The 16,664-nt window shown below is 49.4% G+C and carries 11 protein-coding genes; 6 read left to right on the plus strand and 5 right to left on the minus strand.

Annotated features, from left to right (window positions below; translation table 11 throughout):
• Nucleotides 1-29: 29 nt before the first annotated feature.
• From LPB400_RS07455 to mpl, 6 genes are all read left to right on the plus strand, one after another.
• The gene (locus LPB400_RS07455; RefSeq protein ID WP_070460737.1) at nucleotides 30-1,460 is read left to right on the plus strand and encodes a tetratricopeptide repeat protein; all 1,431 of its coding nucleotides are present in this window, start codon (nucleotides 30-32) and stop codon (nucleotides 1,458-1,460) included.
• 592 nt (nucleotides 1,461-2,052) lie between these two features.
• Nucleotides 2,053-4,716 (plus strand): pyruvate dehydrogenase (acetyl-transferring), homodimeric type, encoded by a 2,664-nt coding sequence (aceE, locus tag LPB400_RS07460; protein WP_070460739.1) that lies wholly within the window; start codon nucleotides 2,053-2,055, stop codon nucleotides 4,714-4,716.
• 143 nt (nucleotides 4,717-4,859) lie between these two features.
• Nucleotides 4,860-6,467 (plus strand): dihydrolipoyllysine-residue acetyltransferase, encoded by a 1,608-nt coding sequence (aceF, locus tag LPB400_RS07465; RefSeq protein ID WP_070460741.1) that lies wholly within the window; start codon nucleotides 4,860-4,862, stop codon nucleotides 6,465-6,467.
• Between the two features lie 77 nt (nucleotides 6,468-6,544).
• Nucleotides 6,545-8,329 (plus strand): dihydrolipoyl dehydrogenase, encoded by a 1,785-nt coding sequence (lpdA, locus tag LPB400_RS07470; protein ID WP_219088600.1) that lies wholly within the window; start codon nucleotides 6,545-6,547, stop codon nucleotides 8,327-8,329.
• Nucleotides 8,330-8,418: 89 nt separating this feature from the next.
• Nucleotides 8,419-8,757, plus strand: a complete 339-nt coding sequence (locus LPB400_RS07475; RefSeq protein WP_063069030.1) for a P-II family nitrogen regulator — start codon at nucleotides 8,419-8,421, stop codon at nucleotides 8,755-8,757.
• Nucleotides 8,758-9,170: 413 nt separating this feature from the next.
• On the plus strand, nucleotides 9,171-10,547 hold the full coding sequence (gene mpl / locus LPB400_RS07480; RefSeq protein WP_219088602.1) for a UDP-N-acetylmuramate:L-alanyl-gamma-D-glutamyl-meso-diaminopimelate ligase: 1,377 nt from the start codon (nucleotides 9,171-9,173) through the stop codon (nucleotides 10,545-10,547).
• Between the two features lie 155 nt (nucleotides 10,548-10,702).
• Here the strand turns inward: mpl and LPB400_RS07485 are convergent, their stop codons facing one another.
• The 5 genes from LPB400_RS07485 to LPB400_RS07505 form a co-directional block, all read right to left on the minus strand.
• Nucleotides 10,703-13,633, minus strand: coding sequence for a class I SAM-dependent DNA methyltransferase (locus LPB400_RS07485; RefSeq protein WP_219088604.1), 2,931 nt, complete (start codon nucleotides 13,631-13,633; stop codon nucleotides 10,703-10,705).
• A gap of 118 nt (nucleotides 13,634-13,751) precedes the next feature.
• On the minus strand, nucleotides 13,752-13,880 hold the full coding sequence (locus tag LPB400_RS07490) for a FeoB-associated Cys-rich membrane protein (protein ID WP_003683546.1): 129 nt from the start codon (nucleotides 13,878-13,880) through the stop codon (nucleotides 13,752-13,754).
• Complete coding sequence (feoB, locus tag LPB400_RS07495; RefSeq protein ID WP_219089722.1) at nucleotides 13,877-15,745, minus strand: ferrous iron transporter B; 1,869 nt, start codon at nucleotides 15,743-15,745, stop codon at nucleotides 13,877-13,879. Before feoB ends, LPB400_RS07490 begins: the two co-directional genes overlap by 4 nt.
• Before the next feature lie 27 nt (nucleotides 15,746-15,772).
• Nucleotides 15,773-16,042: a FeoA family protein gene (locus LPB400_RS07500; RefSeq protein ID WP_003683509.1), complete on the minus strand. Its 270-nt coding sequence runs from the start codon at nucleotides 16,040-16,042 to the stop codon at nucleotides 15,773-15,775.
• A gap of 351 nt (nucleotides 16,043-16,393) precedes the next feature.
• Nucleotides 16,394-16,663, minus strand: a complete 270-nt coding sequence (locus tag LPB400_RS07505; RefSeq protein WP_003683413.1) for an HU family DNA-binding protein — start codon at nucleotides 16,661-16,663, stop codon at nucleotides 16,394-16,396.
• Nucleotide 16,664: the final 1 nt, after the last annotated feature.

Consider the following 16,664-nt stretch of genomic DNA (forward strand, 5'->3'; position numbering starts at 1 on the left):
AATCCTTCGCAAAATATAAAAGCAAACCGATGAATGCTCAACAATATGAAGAATCTTTTCTTATAGCAGAAAAATTGATCACTCAAGACCCTCCTGACTTTGCACGAGCCATCCCATTGCTCTGCGAGGCAGCAGAAGCCGGGCATGTTGAGGCCGCATTTCAGCTAGCAGGATACCTGATTGAACACCACGAAAATGCTCAAGATTTAGCAATTGCAGTTGAATATTTAAAGCAAGCTGCAAGAGGTGGTCATCCATACGCCCGCTATAATCTTCTCCAGTTACAAGAAAATAATGGAATAGAAATAGAAAAACTCATTGCAGCCTATCAAGAGCTTGCTGAAGAAGGATTAGCCCCAGCACAACTACGCCTCATGCGTTTATATGCAGATAATGGCAATGACCAAGAAGCAGTCAAATGGGCATTGAAAGCTGCCGAACAGCAAAATCCTCAGGCGCAATACTTCTTAGCCCAACATTACCAATATTCCAGCTCTTCTGATTTGGAATATTCCCATAAACTTTATCAGCAATCCGCTGCACAGGGATTTATTGCAGCACACTGGCAACTCGGTCTCCAATACAAATTGGGGCAAGGTGTCGCACAAAATCCTGAAAAAGCAATCGAACATTTACGTATTGCCGCCGATTACGACATTGTTCCAGCGCAAACTTCTCTTGCGGAACTCTTAGCCGCATCAAATCCTGCTGAAGCATTGGAATGGTTTGAAAAAGCTGCCGCACAAGGTGACAGCAATGCGAATGTAGCACTTGCCGAAATCTATCTGCTAGGCAAAAACACCGAACGAGACCCTCAGAAGGCCTATCAGCACGCTAAATTTGCTGCTGATCAAAATGATCCGGAAGGTTTGCGCCTTTTAGGTGATATCTATCGCTACGGATTGGGACGAGCAGTTGATGCTGACACCGCACGCCAATATTATCAACGCTCGGCTGATTTAGGTAATCTTGCCGCTTACCAAAAACTTCTGTCTGACAGCGCATTGAATAACCAGCAAAACTATGAGCTAACCAAAGAAATCGCCCTCCAACGTCAGGAAGCCGAGCGTCTGTACAAGCTGGCATTTGCAGCGCACTATGGCTTAAAACGCAAACAGAATTACGCTGAAGCACTGGAGTTATACCATCAGTCCGCAGAACGTGGACACAGTAAATCCCAAACCAATCTAGGTATGATGTATTACTGCGGACAAGGCGTACCTGTCGACTACGCCCAAGCTGCAAAATGGTTTGAAGCAGCGGCCAAACAAAGAGACACGATGGCTCAATATAATCTTGCCTGCCTGTATTATCACGGCATGGGTGTAAAAAAAGACATCAACAATGCTTGCTTCTGGTTGCAAGAAGCCATCCAACATGGACATGAACAGCAAGACGTTCTCAAAGAGCTTCTGACTCAATGGAAGCAATTCTCTCAAAAAGGCTCTACTGATAATTAGAGGCCGTCTGAAATTCTAACTTCCTACATAAATGACATGTCAGCGCTAAAGTAGCCTGTACATGTCATTTTTTTCATTTACCCTTCCTCAACAATCGCCATCTTCAAATCCCATTTCTCCTTAATCTCTTTAGAGTCTTCAGACGGCCTATTCTCTTTGTAAAAAACCAGATAATCTAAATTTAATTTTCTATTTACAACAAAATTTGAAAAATATTTTTCGTATTCGAATAAACTTTCTCAAATATCTGATGCTTTTTTACTGTATCCACTCAATATCTCGATTTAAAAACAAGCTACATAACTCTTTTAAAAAATCTTAATTTCAACCTCTAAATCCTATCAATATCTACAGCACAATTTGCCAGTTTGCCCAATTACTGATAGCATTTGCAGGTTAGCTGGTTTGTAAAAAGTTCAATTCTTTCTGATTTTTTATCAACGGTTATAACGTATTGAAAATATTTCAGTAATTAAAACTTTTTTCGAATTTGACTCTAGGAATTTTCGTTTTTAACTCACATTTGTTGATAAACGAAAATATCGGAGTAATACTCCGTCATTGAAAAACACTCAACACAAGGATAGATATTATGTCCACCCAATTACACGATGTTGACCCAATTGAAACCAAAGAATGGTTAGACGCGTTAAGCTCTGTTTTAGAATATGAAGGCAGCGAGCGCGCTCAGTATCTGCTGGAAAGTTTGGTCAAATACAGCCGTGACAAAGGCATCCGTATGCCTCACGGCACCACTACTCCATATTTGAACACCGTTTCCGTAGAAGACGAAAAAGGCATCCCCGGCGACCAAAACATCGAACACCGCATCCGTGCATTCGTTCGTTGGAACGCTGCCGCTATCGTTTTGCGCGCGGGTAAAAAAGATTTGGAATTGGGTGGACACATTGCATCTTTCCAATCAGCCGCCACTATGTACGAAGTCGGCTTCAATCACTTCTGGAAAGCTAAAGGCGAAGGCGAAGAAGGCGATTTGGTATTCTTCCAAGGCCACGTTGCCCCTGGCATCTACGCACGCGCGTTCGTTGAAGGCCGTCTGACTGAAGACCAGCTGAACAACTTCCGTCAAGAAGTTGACGGTAAAGGTCTGCCTTCTTACCCTCACCCTCACCTGTTGCCTGACTTCTGGCAATTCCCAACCGTATCTATGGGTCTTGGCCCATTGATGGCAATTTACCAAGCACGCTTCCTGAAATACTTGGAATCTCGCGGTCTGGCTAAAACCAAAGGCCGTAAAGTATGGGTATTCTGTGGCGACGGTGAAATGGACGAACCTGAAAGCCAAGGTGCTATTGCTCTGGCTTCACGCGAAGGCTTGGACAACTTGGTATTCGTCATCAACTGTAACCTGCAACGTTTGGACGGCCCAGTACGCGGTAACGGCAAAATCATTCAAGAGCTGGAAGGCAACTTTGCCGGCGCCGGCTGGAATGTTGTGAAAGTCGTCTGGGGTCGTCGTTGGGACCGCCTCTTGGCAAAAGACAAAGATGGCATCCTGCGCAAACGTATGGAAGAGTGCTTGGACGGTGACTACCAAACTTACAAATCCAAAGACGGTGCATACGTTCGCGAACACTTCTTCAATACGCCTGAACTGAAAGCATTGGTCGCCGATATGACTGATGACGAAATTTGGGCATTGAACCGCGGTGGTCATGACCCTCAAAAAGTCTACAACGCTTACGACCGCGCTGCGAATCACGCTAACGGCAAACCTACTGTAATCTTGGCAAAAACCATTAAAGGTTACGGTATGGGTGCATCCGGCGAAGGTCAAAACGTTGCCCACCAAGCCAAAAAAATGGACAAAGCGTCTCTGAAACAATTCCGTGACCGCTTTGACATTCCTGTAACTGACGAGCAAATCGACAGTGGCGACCTGCCTTACCTGACTTTTGCTCCTGACAGCGAAGAATACAAATACCTGCACGCACGTCGCGAATCTTTGGGTGGCTACCTGCCTCAACGCAACCCTACCCAAGACGTTCTGGAAGTGCCTGAACTGTCAGCATTTGATGCCCAACTGAAATCCAGCGGTGACCGTGAATTCTCCACCACCATGGCTTTCGTACGCATCCTGTCTACTTTGCTGAAAGACAAAAAAATCGGCAAACGCGTTGTACCTATCGTTCCTGACGAAAGCCGTACTTTCGGTATGGAAGGTATGTTCCGCCAATACGGCATTTGGAACCCTAAAGGCCAACAATACACCCCTCAAGATAAAGACCAACTGATGTTCTACAAAGAATCCGTCGACGGTCAAATCTTGCAAGAAGGTATTAACGAGCCAGGCGCAATGGCTGACTGGATCGCGGCTGCAACCAGCTACGCCAACAGCAACTTTGCGATGATTCCTTTCTACATCTACTACTCTATGTTCGGTTTCCAACGTATCGGCGACTTGGCATGGGCTGCCGGCGATATGCACGCACGCGGCTTCCTGTTGGGTGGTACTGCCGGCCGTACAACGCTGAATGGTGAAGGTCTGCAACACGAAGACGGCCACAGCCATATTCAAGCAGATTTGATTCCAAATTGTGTTTCTTACGATCCAACATTCCAATACGAAGTAGCCGTTATCGTTCAAGACGGTCTGCGCCGTATGTATGCCAATAACGAAGACGTGTTCTACTACATCACCCTAATGAACGAGAACTACGCTCACCCGGATATGCCTGAAGGCGCAGAAGAAAACATCCTGAAAGGTATGTATCTGCTGAAAGCCAGCGGCAAAGGCGACAAGAAAGTTCAATTGATGGGTTCCGGTACTATCCTGCAAGAAGTAATTGCCGGTGCCGAATTGTTGAAAGCCGACTTCGGCGTAGAAGCAGACATCTGGTCTTGCCCATCATTCAACCAGCTGCACCGCGATGCCATCGAAGTGGAACGCTTCAATCGTCTGAACCCATTGGAAACTGCAAAAGTACCGTTTGTTACTTCTCAACTGCAAGGTCATGACGGTCCGGTTATTGCCGCTACCGACTACATCCGCAGCTATGCTGACCGCATCCGTGCCTACATCCCTAACGACTACCACGTCTTGGGTACTGACGGCTTCGGTCGCTCCGACAGCCGTGCCAACCTGCGCAGCTTCTTCGAAGTTGACCGCTACAACGTTGCCGTTGCTGCATTGAGCGCATTGGCTGAGCAAGGCAAAGTCAGCAAAGAAACCGTTCAACAAGCTATTGAAAAATATGGCATCAAGGCCGATTCAGCCCCTAGCTGGAAACGCTAATTGATGTTTCAGACGGCCTGTTTGCTTCATTCAGACATCAGGCCGTCTGAAAATCGAATGCTTGAATGGTTTAACAAACTGTACCGATGCCGTGCGAAACAGTTTTCAGACGGCATCAAACTGAAAATATTAAAGGAACTCAAATGAGTATCGTAGAAATCAAAGTCCCTGATATCGGCGGTCATGAAAACGTCGACATCATCGCCGTAGAAGTTAAAGTAGGCGACACTATTGCCGTTGACGACACCCTGATTACTTTGGAAACCGACAAAGCCACTATGGACGTACCTGCTGATGCAGCCGGCGTCGTGAAAGAAGTTAAAGTTAAAGTTGGCGATAAAATCTCTGAAGGCGGCGTTATTTTGACCGTTGAAACCGGTGCTGCCGCTGCTGATGCCGCTACGGCCCCTGCAGCAAAAGCTCCTGCTGCTGCTGCGCCTGCAGCCGCTCCTTCCGGAGGCGCTACTGTACAAGTTGTTGTACCTGATATCGGCGGCCACTCTGACGTAGACGTTATTGCCGTTGAAATTAAAGTGGGCGACACTGTTGCCGTTGACGACACCCTGATTACGTTGGAAACCGACAAAGCTACTATGGACGTACCATGTACCGAAGCCGGTGTGGTTAAAGCCGTATTCCTGAAAGTTGGCGACAAAGTATCCGAAGGCTCTGCCATTATCGAAGTAGAAACTGCCGGTTCCGCCGCAGCTGCTCCTGCTCCTGCCGCTCAAGCTGCCGCACCTGCACCAGCCGCTGCTCCGGCTCCTGCTGCTCCAGCACCAGCCGCTGCGCCTGCTCCGGCTGCACCTGCAGCTGCCAAAATTGACGAAGCTGCTTTTGCCAAAGCCCATGCAGGTCCTTCCGCACGTAAACTGGCGCGTGAATTGGGCGTAGATTTGGGTCAAGTCAAAGGTACCGGTCTGAAAGGCCGTATCATGGGCGAAGACGTTAAAGCCTTCGTTAAATCCGTTATGCAAAGTGGTGCAGGCAAACCTGCCGCTGCCTCTTTGGGAGGTGGTCTGGACTTGTTGCCATGGCCTAAAGTTGACTTCTCTAAATTCGGCAGCATCGAAGTTAAAGAACTGTCTCGTATTAAGAAAATCTCCGGTCAAAACCTGTCTCGCAACTGGGTTGTGATTCCTCACGTTACCGTACACGAAGAAGCGGACATGACCGAATTGGAAGAATTCCGCAAACAACTGAACAAAGAATGGGAACGCGAAGGCGTGAAACTGTCCCCATTGGCGTTCATCATTAAAGCCTCTGTTGCTGCGCTGAAAGCCTTCCCTGAATTCAATGCCTCTCTGGATGGCGACAATCTGGTGCTGAAAAACTACTTCAACATCGGTTTCGCAGCAGACACGCCAAATGGCTTGGTTGTTCCAGTAATCAAAGACGTGGATCAAAAAGGCTTGAAACAAATCAGCCAAGAGCTGACCGAATTGTCTAAAAAAGCCCGCGAAGGCAAGCTCAAACCGCAAGAAATGCAAGGCGCATGCTTTACTATTTCCAGCTTGGGCGGTATCGGCGGCACAGGCTTCACGCCGATCGTGAATGCTCCTGAAGTTGCTATCTTGGGTGTGTGCAAATCCCAAATCAAACCGGTTTGGAACGGCAAAGAATTCGCTCCTCGCCTGATGTGCCCATTGAGCCTGTCCTTCGACCACCGCGTCATCGACGGTGCCGCCGGTATGCGCTTCACCGTATTCCTGGCTAACCTGTTGAAAGACTTCCGCCGCATTACTCTGTAATCCGAGCATTTTCAGACGGCCTTTTTACTCAGGCCGTCTGAAAAAAGAAGTCCGAACATCATTCAGAAAGATTAGACATGAGCTTAGTTGAATTAAAAGTGCCAGACATTGGCGGTCACGAAAATGTAGATATTATTGCGGTTGAAGTAAATGTAGGCGACACCATTGCCGTGGACGATACCCTGATTACTTTGGAAACCGATAAAGCCACTATGGACGTACCTGCCGAAGTTGCAGGTGTCGTTAAAGAAGTTAAAGTTAAAGTGGGTGACAAAATCTCCGAAGGCGGCTTGATTGCAGTCGTTGAAGCCGAAGGTGCGGCTGCCGCTCCTAAAGCCGAAGCACCAGCTGCTCCTGCACAAGAAGCGCCTAAAGCTGCTGCTCCAGCTCCTCAAGCTGCACAATTTGGCGGTTCTGCCGATGCTGAATACGATGTGGTCGTATTGGGTGGCGGCCCTGGCGGTTATTCCGCTGCATTTGCCGCTGCTGACGAAGGCTTGAAAGTTGCCATCGTCGAGCGTTACAAAACTTTGGGCGGCGTTTGCTTGAACGTCGGCTGTATCCCTTCCAAAGCCTTGTTGCACAACGCTGCCGTAATCGATGAAGTACGTCACTTGGCTGCCAACGGTATCAAATACCCTGAGCCTGAACTCGATATCGATATGCTGCGCGCTTACAAAGACGGCGTGGTTTCCCGCCTGACTACCGGCTTGGCAGGTATGGCCAAAGGCCGTAAAGTGGACATTATCCAAGGCGACGGTCAATTCTTGGATCCGCACCACTTGGAAGTGTCGCTGACCACCGGCGACGTGTACGAGCAAGCGACTCCTACCGGCGAGAAAAAAATCGTTGCCTTCAAAAACTGTATCATTGCAGCAGGCAGCCGCGTAACCAAACTGCCTTTCATTCCTGAAGATCCGCGCATCATCGATTCCAGCGGCGCTTTGGCTCTGAAAGAAGTACCGGGCAAACTGTTGATCATCGGTGGCGGTATTATCGGCCTTGAAATGGGTACGGTTTACAGCACGCTGGGTTCTCGCCTGGATGTTGTTGAAATGATGGACGGCCTGATGCAAGGCGCAGACCGCGACTTGGTTAAAGTATGGCAAAAACAAAACGAATACCGTTTTGACAACATCATGATCAACACCAAAACTGTTGCTGTCGAACCTAAAGAAGACGGCGTTTACGTTACCTTTGAAGGTGCAAATGCACCTAAAGAGCCACAACGTTACGATGCCGTATTGGTTGCCGCAGGTCGTGCGCCTAACGGCAAACTCATCAGCGCTGAAAAAGCAGGCGTTGCCGTAACTGACCGCGGCTTCATCGAAGTGGACAAACAAATGCGCACCAACGTGCCGCACATCTACGCTATCGGCGACATCGTCGGTCAACCGATGTTGGCGCATAAAGCCGTTCACGAAGGCCACGTTGCCGCTGAGAACTGCGCCGGACACAAAGCCTACTTCGACGCACGCGTTATTCCGGGCGTTGCTTACACTTCTCCTGAAGTGGCATGGGTGGGCGAAACCGAGTTGTCTGCCAAAGCTTCCGGCCGCAAAATTACCAAAGCCAACTTCCCATGGGCTGCTTCCGGCCGTGCGATTGCCAACGGTTGCGACAATGGTTTCACTAAGCTGATTTTTGATGCTGAAACCGGCCGCATCATCGGCGGCGGTATCGTTGGTCCTAACGGCGGCGATATGATCGGCGAAGTCTGCTTGGCCATCGAAATGGGCTGCGATGCAACCGACATCGGCAAAACCATCCACCCACACCCAACCTTGGGCGAATCCATCGGTATGGCTGCGGAAGTGGCATTGGGCGTATGTACCGACCTGCCTGCTCAGAAAAAGAAATAAGTTCACTCAAATAAAATTTGAACGAACTTGATGGAACAAAGGCCGTCTGAATGTTTCAGACGGCCTTTTCGCAAATAAGGAGACTCAATATGAAAAAAATCGAAGCCATTATCAAACCTTTCAAACTCGACGATGTACGCGAAGTCTTGACCGAAATCGGCATTACCGGCATGACCGTCAGCGAAGTCAAAGGCTTCGGCCGCCAAAAAGGTCATACGGAAATTTATCGCGGCGCAGAATACGCAGTTGATTTCCTGCCCAAAGTGAAAATCGAATTGGTATTGGCTGACGACAAAGTCGATCAGGCTGTTGATGCCATTTTGGAAACCGCACATTCCGGCAAAATCGGTGACGGTAAAATCTTCATTTATCCGGTTGAAGAAGCCATCCGCATCCGAACCGGCGAACGCTCAGAAGCAGCACTTTAATAGAAATCGTAAAACACAGGATACAAATGCCGTCTGAAAAAAGTCATGACTTGTTTTAATCAAGACTTATTTCTCAGACGGCATTATTTTAATAACAACAACCATCCATTTTCTAAAGTCTATCCAAATAAACCAGTTACCGAAAACCTCACGCCATCAAGTATGGAGGAATTCAAGGCAATGCTTCACCTGACCTTCGTGAACAACTTTACCGTATCAAATAACTCTTTCCAAAGCAGGGCTAACCCCAATCCCATACTTGCAAAACCTCAATGCCCTCCTTTTAAAATCAAATTCCTCGTATTTGTTTCCTATTCTTATTGTTGCCTAACTTTTCAGACGACCCCTTTCTTTATCCAAACTCCGTTATAATGACGGCTTTAAAATTAATTCATTCCCAAGACGGTCTTATCATGAAACACATCCACATTATCGGTATCGGCGGCACATTTATGGGCGGCGTAGCGGCTATTGCCAAAGAAGCAGGTTTTAAAGTCAGCGGTTGCGACGCGAAGATGTATCCGCCGATGAGTACCCAGCTCGAAGCCTTGGGCATTGACGTACACGAAGGCTTTGATGCCGCTCAATTGGACAAATTTAAAGCCGATATTTACGTTATCGGTAATGTTGCCAAACGCGGCATGGATGTGATTGAAGCCATTTTGAACAAAGGCCTGCCTTATACTTCCGGCCCACAATGGCTGGCTGAAAACGTATTGCACCGGCACTGGGTACTTGGCGTGGCAGGGACGCACGGCAAAACGACCACAGCCTCCATGCTGGCATGGGTCTTGGAATATGCCGGACTCGCGCCGGGCTTCCTCATCGGCGGCGTACCGGAAAACTTCAGCGTTTCCGCCCGCCTGCCGCAAATGCCGCGCCAAGACCCTAATTCAAAATCCCCATTCTTCGTTATCGAAGCTGACGAATACGATACCGCCTTTTTTGACAAACGCTCCAAATTCGTACACTACCGTCCGCGTACCGCCATTTTGAACAATCTGGAATTTGATCACGCCGATATTTTTGCCGATTTGGGCGCCATTCAAACCCAATTCCATCATTTGGTACGCACCGTGCCGTCTGAAGGCCTCATCGTCTGCAACGGCCAGCAGCAAAGCCTGCAAGATACTCTAGACAAAGGCTGCTGGACGCCCGTAGAGAAATTCGGTACCGAACAAGGCTGGCAGGTTGGTACCGTCCATGCCGACGGCTCGTTTGATGTACGCCATCACGGCGAAACGGTCGGACACGTCGCTTGGGAACTGATGGGCGAACACAACCGCATGAACGCCCTCGCCGTTATCTCTGCCGCGCGTCATGCCGGAGTCGATATTCAGACGGCCTGCGAAGCTTTGAGTGCATTTAAAAACGTCAAACGCCGTATGGAAATCAAAGGTACAGTAAACGGCATCACTGTTTACGACGACTTTGCCCACCATCCGACCGCCATCGAAACCACCATCGAAGGCTTACGTCAGCGCGTCGGTAACGCACGCATCCTCGCCGTCCTCGAGCCACGTTCCAACACCATGAAGCTCGGCACCATGAAAGCCGCCCTGCCCGCAAGCTTAAACGATGCAGACCAAGTATTCTGCTACGCCGGCGGCGTGGACTGGGACGTCGCCGAAGCCCTCGCACCTTTAGGCGGCAAGCTGCATGTGGGCAAAGACTTCGATGCCTTTGTTGCCGAAATCGTGAAAAATGCCGAAGCAGGCGACCATATTTTGGTCATGAGCAATGGCGGTTTCGGCGGAATACACGGAAAGCTGCTGGAAGCGTTGAAATAAAGGTTTGTTGAAAATTTTGAATGATTGAGGCCGTCTGAAAACCGGAATTTGGTTTTCAGACGGCCTTTTGGTTGTGAAGTAATGAGATGGGGAAAAACCGATATTTCCGGCGAATCAGGTTTGGTTATAAACCAAGCCGGATTTGCCGTTTGCCTTTATTTGGATTTTTTGGGCGGCTTGGTATTTTGGCTTTCTATTGCCTTTCGGTATAGGTCAAACAGAAAGGTGACGCGTTCTGCCTCATCGTCAGTGTTTTTGCCTTTTTTGTAGCCGTAGGCTTTATCTACTGCTTTGTCGAGGGTGGCGTGTGCTTTGACGAGGTCGGGATAGCCTGCGTCGGGCGCATAAAGTTCGGCGAGCGTAGGGGGAGGCAGATCGTTAGCAAGCGCATCGGCACGGTATTTCTCGCGAGTGTCAAGGATGGCTTGGGCGGCAGCTTCGATGGCGGAACGGAGGGGATTGTTTTCAGACGGCCTCGACGTTTCGCCTTTTTTGCCCGAAGCTTCCTGACAGGCAGTTTCGTCATCGTTAGGTTTACAGCAGCTTTCTGGGAAGGGAAAGTTGTTGTACACAACGGTATTGGAATAGCGGTAATCGCTTTTCAGACGGCCTGCGACAGTACGCATAAAGGCATTGTGCATGGTTGAGCAGAGGATGCCGAAGTGGTAGAGGGTGGCGTTTGGAAGCATAAACGATGAATCGCTGATGATGATTTGATGCGACAGATAACCGATGGGGACGAAACGGCGGCTTTCAGAAGATACGCGTGGAATAATCAGATAATTGCCGTCTGAAGGCTGGCGGATTTCATCGAAGAGCCACGGGGTAGCCGCTTTTTTCTGCGTGGAGGCTTTACTGCTGGCTTCGCGCATGGCTTTAACCGCCTGAATACGGGCTTGGACTTTGGGCATCTGTTTCAGGTCGTGGTTGCGTTTGACGTCGGATACGCCGTGAAACCACAGGCACCAACGGGTTTTGCCGTTGAGGAATTCCTCGGCGCCGATAAAGGGACGGATGTATTGTTCCGCTAAGGGTTCAGCGGCAATTAAGGTTTCTTTTTCATCGGAGGAAAGGATAAGGTTGCCACCGTCGGTCGGCTTATTACCATAAAGCATTTCAATTTCCCCACTGATTTGGGTTTTGCGCTTGGTAATAATCAAATCGGGCGCATCAATCAGATAAGGATTGATGTTGGCTACGGCGTTTTTTACGGGTTCGCCTTTGATGTCGGGATAGTCGTAGAGGTATTTGGGCAGAGCGGGATTTGCCGAAGCGTTTGCGCCGCCGTTTTCAGACGACGTTTGCGGTTTGCGGCTGAAGCCGACGATGATGCAATGGACGGCGGCTTTGCCTGCGGCTTGGCTCGTCCATTGGAAGGTACGGTGGGCAAAGTTGATTTCGATGCCTTGGTTCAAAAGGCTGCCCCAAAGGATTTCGACCTGCTGGCCTTGGCAGATGGAATTGGTGGAGACAAATGCCGTCTGAACTTGGGGATTCTGCGCCATGATGCCGGCGGCTTTGACATACCAGTTGCAGACGTAATCCAACAGGCCGTAGCCTTTAATATGGCCGCAGATGCTTTCAAGGTCGTTTTTCTGCTCTTTGGTTTGGTAGGTCGAGCCGATAAAGGGTGGATTGCCGAAGATGTAGTCCGCCGCCTGCCAAGGTGTGCGGAGACTGTTGGCATGGATGATTTCGGCGGCATCTTCGAGCGGAAGCGTATGGCAGGCGACTTCGCCGTCGAAGCGGATTTGCGTGCGGATGTTGCATTGGTGGTTTTTGAGCCACATGGCAGTACGGGCGATAAGGACGGCGAATTCGTCTATTTCGATACCGTGGAATTGTTTCAGACGGCATTGGACGGACGGGCTGTCGAATAAGCCGCCTGCTTTGTCTTTGAGGGCTTCGGCGATGATGTCGTCTTCAAGGGCGCGGATGCGGTCGTAGGCAACGATAAGGAAATTGCCGCAGCCGCAGGCCGGGTCGAGGAATTGCAGGTTTTGGATTTTTTGGTAGAAGGCGGCGAGTTTTTTGGCTTTGTCGCGTTTGAGGGCTTTGACGGCTTCAAATTCGGCGCGCAGGTTTTCTAAAAAGAGGCTGTTGATGACTTTGTCGATATTTGCGGCTTCGGTGTAATGTGCGCCTGCTTCGCGCCGCTCTTGCGCGTCCATGACGGATTGGAAGAGCGTGCCGAAGATTTCTGGACTGATGTTGCGCCAGTCGAAATTGCCGCAGTCGATTAAGGCGCGGTGCTGCTTGGCAGTGAAGTCGAAAGTGCGCAGGCGTTCTTTGAAAAGGCCGCCGTTGACGTATTCGAAACCTTTAAATTTTTCGCTTTGGGTCTTGCTGCGCTTTTGGTCGGGCGTATTGAGAAATTCAAAGAGTTGATTGAGCTTGTCGCCGAGCGTATCGGCCTCTTTGCAGCTTTCTAAAAAGTCTTGAAAGAGGTAGTTGCGCTGGAAAACGGCGCTGTCGTCGGCAAAAAAGAGGAAAAGCAGGCGCGTGATGAAGAGCCTGAGTTCGTGTTCTTCGTAAATGCCCTCTTCCTGCAAGGCATCGTGCAGTCTGCCAATGGCCGTCGCCGCTTGAATGTTGGCCTCTTCTTGAATTTGGCGGACTTTGGCTTCGATGCCGAACATGAAGTCGAAAACGCCGCGCGTAATGTATTCAGGCAATGCTTCCAACGGGAATTGCCATTGGTTTTCTACGCCTTCTTTAGGCTCGCGACGATAAAGGTGGAAATGGGCAAAATCGCTGACGGCGTAATATTCAGGTAAGGCAGACGGCTTGGTGCGCTCGATTTCCTGCAAATAACGCTCCGCCTGTTCTTTGGCTTTGGCTAGGTTTTTGTTGGCGGATTTGTGTTCTGCCAGGAAGATGCCTTCCCAAAAGACATCGACAAATTGGGTGTTGTTGCTCGGGTCTTTAACGGCATATTCGAAGTGGACGACGTTTTTGCGATCAATGCCGAAAATCGCAAAAAATTCATTCCAAAAAGTGTCTTTTTCACGGCGTTCGTCGGTTTGGTTTTTATAGTGGTCGGCGAAATTTTGTGCAGCGCTTTGGAGTTGAAGCAGGGTTTTCATGACTTTATGGAATGAATGTATTGTATAAATGGATGGGGCGTTATTATAACGGTTTGCGTTAAAAAGGTCGTCTGAAACCTCTTTTCAGACGACCTTTCTTCTTTCTGGTTATCAATATTTAACCGCAACCGCCGCATTTGCCGCAGCCGCTGCTGCAGTCTCGTTTTTTTGGTTTGAACACGAATTTTCGCAAGAGGAAGAATACGCAGGCGAGCATAATCAAGCCGACGATAATATATTGAGTCATGACGATAGTATCCTTGAAGAAATTTGGTAAACCACGAATGCGGCAAAATAAGCCATCAGGAACAAATAGCCTGTAATCATAAGCATATTTTTCGTGGATTTGGTTTCGCGTCTAATCACGGTCAAAGTCGCGGCACACATCGGAGCATACACATACCAAGCCAAGAAGGCAAAGGCGGTCGGCAAGCCCCAGTTGTTGTGTATGATGGGAATTAATGCGTTTTGTACGGCATCTTCAGACGACGCGCTGACGGCATAAACGGTACCCAATGCGGCAACGACCACTTCGCGCGCGGCAATACCCGGAATCATGGCGATACACATTTCCCAAGTAAAACCCAAAGGTGCAAACAACGGCTGAATAGCATGACCAAGCGTACCTGCCAAGCTGTAATCGATGGCTGCACCGGTTGCGCCTTCAGGCGGTTGCGGCCAGCTTACCAAGCCCCACAGAACCACGGCCAATGCAAAAATGATGGTACCCGCGCGTTTCAGGAAGGCTTTTACCCTATCCCACAAGCTGGTCATGATGTGTTTGAAGTTAGGCGTACGGAAAGTCGGCAATTCCATCAAAAGTGGGAATTGTTGCACATTGCCTTTCATCCGCGCCAAGCGTTTCATGATATACGCTGCCAAGGCGGCAGACAGGATGCCTGCGAGATAGAGGATGAACAGCGTCAGTCCTTGCAGGTTGAAAATCCCGCCTACGGTGCGATTAGGAATGACGGCGGCGATAATCAGCGCGTAAACGGGCAGCCGCGCGGAGCAGGTCAGCAGCGGGGCGACGGCGATAGTAACGAGGCGTTCGCGCGGGTCATTAATCGTACGCGCCGACATCACGGCGGGAACGGCACAGGCGAAACTCGACAGAAGCGGGATAAACGAGCGTCCCGACAGGCCGCTTTTTGCCATGAGGTTGTCCAACAAGAAAGCCGCGCGCGGCAGGTAGCCTGAGTCTTCCAAAAGCAGGATGAAGGCGAACAAAATCGTAATCTGCGGCAGGAACACCAACACGCTGCCCAAACCGGCAATGACGCCGTTGACGAGCAAGTCGCTGAGGATGCCCGGCTCCATGTTGGCGCCTATCCATTCGCCCAGCGCGGCAAAGCCACCTTCGATGGCGTCCATAATCGGCGCCGCCCAAGTGTATACCGCTTGGAACACCATAAACAGGATAACCAGCAGCATAATCATGCCCCAGACGGGGTGCAGCACGATGTCGTCGAGTTTTTTGTGCCATGCGGGCAGCGTCATCTGGGTGCGTACCACTTGTGCCAAAATCGATTCGACTTCTTGATAAAGTTTGTCGCTATCCAGCGCATCGAGCGTGCGTTCGGCAGAGGCGGGGTTTGCGGGGAAAGAGCGTTTGCGCGGCAGCTTCGCCACGGCTTCGCGTACAGCCTGTACGCCCGACGCGCTCACTGCAACTGTTTCCAAAACAGGTGCATCCAACAACTCGCTCAGTTTGGCCGCGTCGATATTCAAGCCCCTTTTGCGGGCCACGTCGCTCAAATTCAGCGACACCACCATAGGCAGTCCCAGCGTTTTCAGTTCCAAAATCATGCGCAGGGTCATACGCAGGTTGGTCGCGTCGGCAACGGCAATAATGGCATCGGGCGGAATGCCCATCTTGCCTACCATTACATCTTTCGCCACCGCTTCGTCGGGGCTGGTCGTGCGTAGGCTGTATGTGCCCGGCAGGTCGATAATGCGGACGGCCTCGTCGTCGAGGAAGGCGCCCTCGCGCTTATCGACAGTTACGCCCGGATAATTGGCAACCTTGGCATGTGAGCCGGTCAAACCGTTGAACAAAACGGTTTTGCCGCAGTTTGGCGCGCCAATCAAGGCAAAATAGCTTAGTTCCATCATTTTTCCTTATTCTTTCAGACGGCCTTAAACGGCCTCAACGATACGACACATAATCTTCCCGGCCTCTTCCAAACGCAGGGAAAATTGGGATTGATTGCCCAAACGTACCGCAAACGGGCCTCTCCCAAAACCACCCACTGCAATCACTTGCAACGGCATTCCGCTGGAAAAACCCAAATCCGAAAGACGACGGGTTACCAAGGTATCCAAATCACCAAAAACAGGGTTGGGAGCAATGGAATCAATATGTACGACTGCGCCTTTTTTAAGGCGCGACAAAGGAATGGTAGACATAAGCCTCTCTTTTCATTTGTTTTAAAAAATCAGATTATTAGAAATGTGAGAAGTGCTGACGAATGTGTGGCACATTTGAAAGGTTGGTTATGAGTGGCTATTTGCCCCTTCTTTCAATAAGTGCGGTTTGTTTTAAGTATTGTTATTTTCTTTGCTAATGATAAATCTTATTAATGTAAAAATCAAATGTAACAAGATAAACTAAAAAGGCTGAAATCCTTTTATCATTAGGATTTCAGCCTTTTTATACACTCAACAAACTAAAGGCCGTCTAAAAGGTTTCAGACGGCCTTCAAAATAAAAAACCGAATCAAATCGGTTTTTTATTCCCATTCAGGGAAAGACTCTAAATTACAGAGCGTCTTTCAATGCTTTACCGGCACGGAATTTAGGAGTTTTAGCAGCAGCAATAGTCAAAGGCTCGCCAGTTTTAGGGTTGCGGCCTTGACGTTCGGCGCGTTCGCCGACGTAGAAAGTACCGAAACCGACCAGAGTAACAGTGTCGCCGTTTTTCAACGCGTTGGTTACGGCATTAGTAGTAGCATCCAAAGCTTTTTGCGCAGCAGATTTGGAAATGCCGGCTTCTTGAGCAATTGCTTCGATCAATTCAGACTTGTTCACA

The sequence above is a fragment of the Neisseria perflava genome (genome assembly GCF_019334725.1).
Taxonomy (GTDB): domain Bacteria; phylum Pseudomonadota; class Gammaproteobacteria; order Burkholderiales; family Neisseriaceae; genus Neisseria; species Neisseria subflava_A.

Excerpts from the sequence above, each read along its gene's own strand:
- LPB400_RS07490 (WP_003683546.1), bottom strand. The coding sequence starts at position 13,880 with ATGACTCAATATATTATCGTCGGCTTGATTATGCTCGCCTGCGTATTC.
- LPB400_RS07455 (WP_070460737.1), top strand. The coding sequence starts at position 30 with ATGAATGCTCAACAATATGAAGAATCTTTTCTTATAGCAGAAAAATTG.
- aceF (WP_070460741.1), top strand. The coding sequence starts at position 4,860 with ATGAGTATCGTAGAAATCAAAGTCCCTGATATCGGCGGTCATGAAAAC.
- feoB (WP_219089722.1), bottom strand. The coding sequence starts at position 15,745 with ATGGAACTAAGCTATTTTGCCTTGATTGGCGCGCCAAACTGCGGCAAA.
- aceE (WP_070460739.1), top strand. The coding sequence starts at position 2,053 with ATGTCCACCCAATTACACGATGTTGACCCAATTGAAACCAAAGAATGG.
- LPB400_RS07485 (WP_219088604.1), bottom strand. The coding sequence starts at position 13,633 with ATGAAAACCCTGCTTCAACTCCAAAGCGCTGCACAAAATTTCGCCGAC.
- lpdA (WP_219088600.1), top strand. The coding sequence starts at position 6,545 with ATGAGCTTAGTTGAATTAAAAGTGCCAGACATTGGCGGTCACGAAAAT.
- LPB400_RS07475 (WP_063069030.1), top strand. The coding sequence starts at position 8,419 with ATGAAAAAAATCGAAGCCATTATCAAACCTTTCAAACTCGACGATGTA.
- mpl (WP_219088602.1), top strand. The coding sequence starts at position 9,171 with ATGAAACACATCCACATTATCGGTATCGGCGGCACATTTATGGGCGGC.
- LPB400_RS07500 (WP_003683509.1), bottom strand. The coding sequence starts at position 16,042 with ATGTCTACCATTCCTTTGTCGCGCCTTAAAAAAGGCGCAGTCGTACAT.